This is a genomic window from Microcystis sp. M20BS1 (assembly GCF_020245305.1).
GTDB classification, from domain to species: domain Bacteria; phylum Cyanobacteriota; class Cyanobacteriia; order Cyanobacteriales; family Microcystaceae; genus Microcystis; species Microcystis ichthyoblabe_A.
In genome coordinates this window covers 1-3,689 of sequence record NZ_JADBUZ010000185.1, presented here as the reverse complement: position 1 = coordinate 3,689, position 3,689 = coordinate 1, and the positions used below count along the sequence as shown (strand labels likewise).

Here is a 3,689-nt window from a genome sequence, read left to right as displayed (position 1 = left end):
TTGCTAATAAACATAGCAAAATTATAGATGATTTCCTGACCTAAGATCACATTTTATTCTTTTTTCCACTTCAATCTAAGAATTGAGAAAAAAGCAAAACCTTATATTATACCATAAAAAAATTATGCAAGAGGTCTAATGAACATAACATCAAATCCATCTACATTGAGGATGATATAGGGGTTCATCAACCTTTTACCGTACTTTTTAATGTACAAGTTGGCATTAACAATAGGAAAGTTTGCCATTTTTTCTAAGAAGAGCAAATGAGGAAAGCCATAGTCTAATTCGTGGTTTCCTAAAGTCACTACATTAGGTGCTAGGTAATTCATAATTTCCATGGTTGATAAGCCTTTAAATTCGGTATCAATCATCGAACCTTGAAGCATATCACCTGAAATAACATAAAGTGTATTTTTTTCCGTTTGACGCACTTGATTGATATAACCAGAAAGCAATGATAACCCGCCGATCAAACCACCTTGTCCAGTTTTAGCCTCCGCTAAAAAGTCGCCGTGCATATCATTGGAATGTAAAATCGTAAACTTTTTGAGTTTTGTTGTAGTTTCAACCATGAGCCTCTCCAGTAGTTTGAGTTGATTAAATGAAAGAGATAGTTTGATTTGGGTACTGCGAACGGTTTAAAGCTTGGCTTTCTGAATACCGTCAGAAGCTTGGTCTGTGATTTCTTCTAGCCGATCCAGAAAAAGTTCAGCTTTTAGCAGTTTAGGCTCTTCGGTTTGTGCTATGCAATGGAGGGGGGTTATAAAGGATAAAACCCTTACACAGAAAGACATTGCTTCGATTTATGCCCCCTGATCGAATCATGCCAAGTAACGAAAAGCCTAAGCTTATAGTATAGCATAACTCGCGCCAATCAGGATGAGAGCATCTCAAAAGCTATTGACAATTGGCCAATTTTGTGATCCTCATGGGCATTTCAGGTGATACAAGTCAATCAAAATAGTTACGAAATCTTAACATTTGGTCGATTTTTGCTTAACAATTGAGATGGCCAATTCTCCTCAAATATGCCTAAATCGCCGACTGGGTAAGCAACTCAGACAAAGTTGATTTTGTCAAAAATTGTTAAGATGCGCCACCTTGTCCTGTACTTAGATTGTGTCTAGCTACTTACAATCGGAAACAATACTTAAACAAAATGGCAATGCTTCAACAGAGCGCTTTTCAATAGGAGATGATATTCTTTTTCGGGGATAGTATAGGACCCAAATCTAGCCAGATGGGGATTTTGCATTTGGGCATCAAATAGACAGAAATCCCGTTCTCTGAGGTGTTCAACTAACTTGACCATGGCTACCTTAGAACCATCGGGAATTTTATAAAACATCGATTCTCCGATAAAAACCCCGCGAATTGCTAAACCTAAAATCCCCCCCGCTAATTGATCCCCTTGCCAAGTCTCGAAACTGTGGGCCCAACCAGCCTGGTGTAATTGCTGATAGATTTGGATTAACTCCGGGGAAATCCAAGTCAGCGAGCGATCGGCACAACCGGCACAAACCCCAGCAAAATCGCGGTTAATAGCCACGGTAAAGCGATTTTGATTCAAAACTCGTTTTAGGGACTTGGGATAGCTAAAACGCCGATCTAGAGGAATAAGAGCGCGATTTTTACTAGAATACCAATCCAATCGCCCCCCCTCATCAGCCATGAGAAAGTAACCGCGTGCGTATCCTTGTATAATAGAGGCGGTATCCACAACTCCCCCCAAGAATTCAGTCTCGTAGCCTGATCATTCTCTAATTATGCCCGATCATCCCGCACCAATTCCGCCTATTACTTTACCACCGATCGAAAACCCCCAACAGGAACAAACTTGGCTGCGCACCGCTTTGCATCGTTGGTTAGATGCGGAATTTATTCCCGAAGCTATTAACGATACTATCGCTGAACGTGCTAGTCAAATTTTTCTGCGTCAGCGTTTGGAAGGGGAAAACGATCTCGGTAACTTGGTGATTGCGATCGTTACCGAGATGCAAGCTTTTGATTTCCGCGAAAGTTTTTATAGTGAATTTGCCATCGCTAACGCCGTTAGTGATTTAATTTTAGATAGTTTAGGGATCAATCGCTGTTGTGGGCAAAGTTAGACAGTTTTTCTCTGCTATTGGAGTTTAATTTCTATTAGCTGCTCTGCTAATTTTTTTGTACGAATGGGGTAAGCTGCACTGCCTATTAGAAATTTTAGGACAAATGATCAAACCCTCTCTTCTCGATCATAGGCGGTCTTAACCAGTAATTTAGATAGTCAACAGCTTATTGCTTATTTAAGAAGTTAACAAAATCTTTAATCGACAAGAATTAATTGATAGTTGTTGGGAAGGTTTAATTAATTTCCAACCCAGCGATCTCAGCGATTGTATAGGCTGGTCTGCCTTTAACTTCTTCGTAAATTCGCCCGACGTATTCCCCTAATATGCCAATACTGATCAATTGTACCGAACCCAAGAAAAACACAGCGATCAAGATAGTAGCTAAACCAGTAACAGGAGAGTCGGGTTGCTGTAAGCGCCAGTAGAGAACCAGTAAAGCCATCAACAGGGCAATTAAAGCAGAAAATAAGCCTAAATAAGTGGAAATACGCAGGGGAATCTTAGAAAAAGACACCAAGCTATTAATCGCTAAAGCTAGGGATTTTTTAAAAGTGTATTTGACTTCGCCAGCAAACCGGGGATCCCGCTCAAATTTAACAGCAGTTTGTCGGAAACCAATCCAAGCGCGCAAACCGCGAATATAACGATTCCGTTCTGGCATAGAATTTAATACTTCCACCACCTGACGATCCATCAGACAAAAATCCCCCGTGTCCGCAGGGATATCCACGTCGGCTAATTGTCGCAGCAATCTATAGAAAACGTAGGCAGTTAGGCGTTTAAACCAACTTTCTTTTTTCCGTTTTGTTCTCTGGGCGTAAACCACATGATAACCTGCTTGCCAAGACTCAATCATTTTGGGAATCAATTCCGGTGGATCTTGCAAGTCGGCATCGAGGACAACAATAACTTGACCCCTAGCGAAATTTAGTCCTGCTGTTACTGCTGCCTGATGGCCAAAGTTGCGAGCAAAGCTAATGTAACAGACCCTAGCATCTCTTTCCTGTAGTTCCCGCATTAATTTTAAGGACCGGTCCCCACTGCCATCATTAATCAGAATCAGTTCCACAGAATCATCTAAACTATCCATGACGGCACTGACACGGCGATAGAGTTCTGGAATGGTTTCTTCCTCGTTATAAATCGGAATAATTAGCGAATATTTCGGCATTTTCGAGAGATTGAACGGACAAAGGCAGTGTTTTTATGGCGGCTACTACGCTAAATATTCTGCTAAAGTATCCCTTTTGTCAACTTAATAGATTACTGCTAGACAGTGCCTTTGAACTACTCTCAAGGTCGTTGAGAGCTTCCTATTTCACGGGGGACTGCCTTAAGACGAACTTACGCCCAGCTTTTGGTCTTACATCCCCTCCAGAAGTTTTTATGGTGAATTTGCGATCGCTAACATCGTCAGGGATTTAATTTTAGATAGGGTTTGCTGAATAAATTTGAAATGTAGGCAAAGTAAAGGTTTTGGGGCTTTTCTCGCGAAACAGGTGCAAGATTTTGAGAGAATCGTCGTTCAAAACCTTGCGTCTTCATCGGCCCGCGTCCTGTAGGGGCGAAGCATTC

General features: G+C 41.2%; 4 protein-coding genes. 1 reads left to right on the top strand and 3 read right to left on the bottom strand.

Translation table 11 applies throughout. The features are described 5' to 3' along the window. Positions 1 to 122: 122 nt before the first annotated feature. Together IM507_RS17970 and aat are read right to left on the bottom strand one after the other, a co-directional pair. Positions 123 to 575 carry a metallophosphoesterase gene (locus tag IM507_RS17970; protein ID WP_259679016.1) on the bottom strand — a complete coding sequence of 151 codons (453 nt, stop codon included), beginning with the start codon at positions 573 to 575 and terminating at the stop codon, positions 123 to 125. 578 nt (positions 576 to 1,153) lie between these two features. Then, entirely contained in the window at positions 1,154 to 1,735 is a 582-nt protein-coding gene (gene aat / locus IM507_RS17965) for a leucyl/phenylalanyl-tRNA--protein transferase (RefSeq protein ID WP_123230269.1), read from the bottom strand. Between the two features lie 34 nt (positions 1,736 to 1,769). Between aat and IM507_RS17960 the strand changes: the two genes are divergently transcribed. Next, positions 1,770 to 2,111, top strand: coding sequence for a hypothetical protein (locus IM507_RS17960; RefSeq protein WP_069474330.1), 342 nt, complete (start codon positions 1,770 to 1,772; stop codon positions 2,109 to 2,111). Between the two features lie 235 nt (positions 2,112 to 2,346). Here the strand turns inward: IM507_RS17960 and IM507_RS17955 are convergent, their stop codons facing one another. Then, entirely contained in the window at positions 2,347 to 3,285 is a 939-nt protein-coding gene (locus tag IM507_RS17955; RefSeq protein WP_069474331.1) for a glycosyltransferase family 2 protein, read from the bottom strand. Between the last annotated feature and the right edge of the window lie 404 nt (positions 3,286 to 3,689).

Bases quoted from the DNA above. Each gene is read 5' to 3' on its own strand.
- IM507_RS17955 (WP_069474331.1), bottom strand. From the start codon at position 3,285: ATGCCGAAATATTCGCTAATTATTCCGATTTATAACGAGGAAGAAACC.
- IM507_RS17970 (WP_259679016.1), bottom strand. From the start codon at position 575: ATGGTTGAAACTACAACAAAACTCAAAAAGTTTACGATTTTACATTCC.
- IM507_RS17960 (WP_069474330.1), top strand. From the start codon at position 1,770: ATGCCCGATCATCCCGCACCAATTCCGCCTATTACTTTACCACCGATC.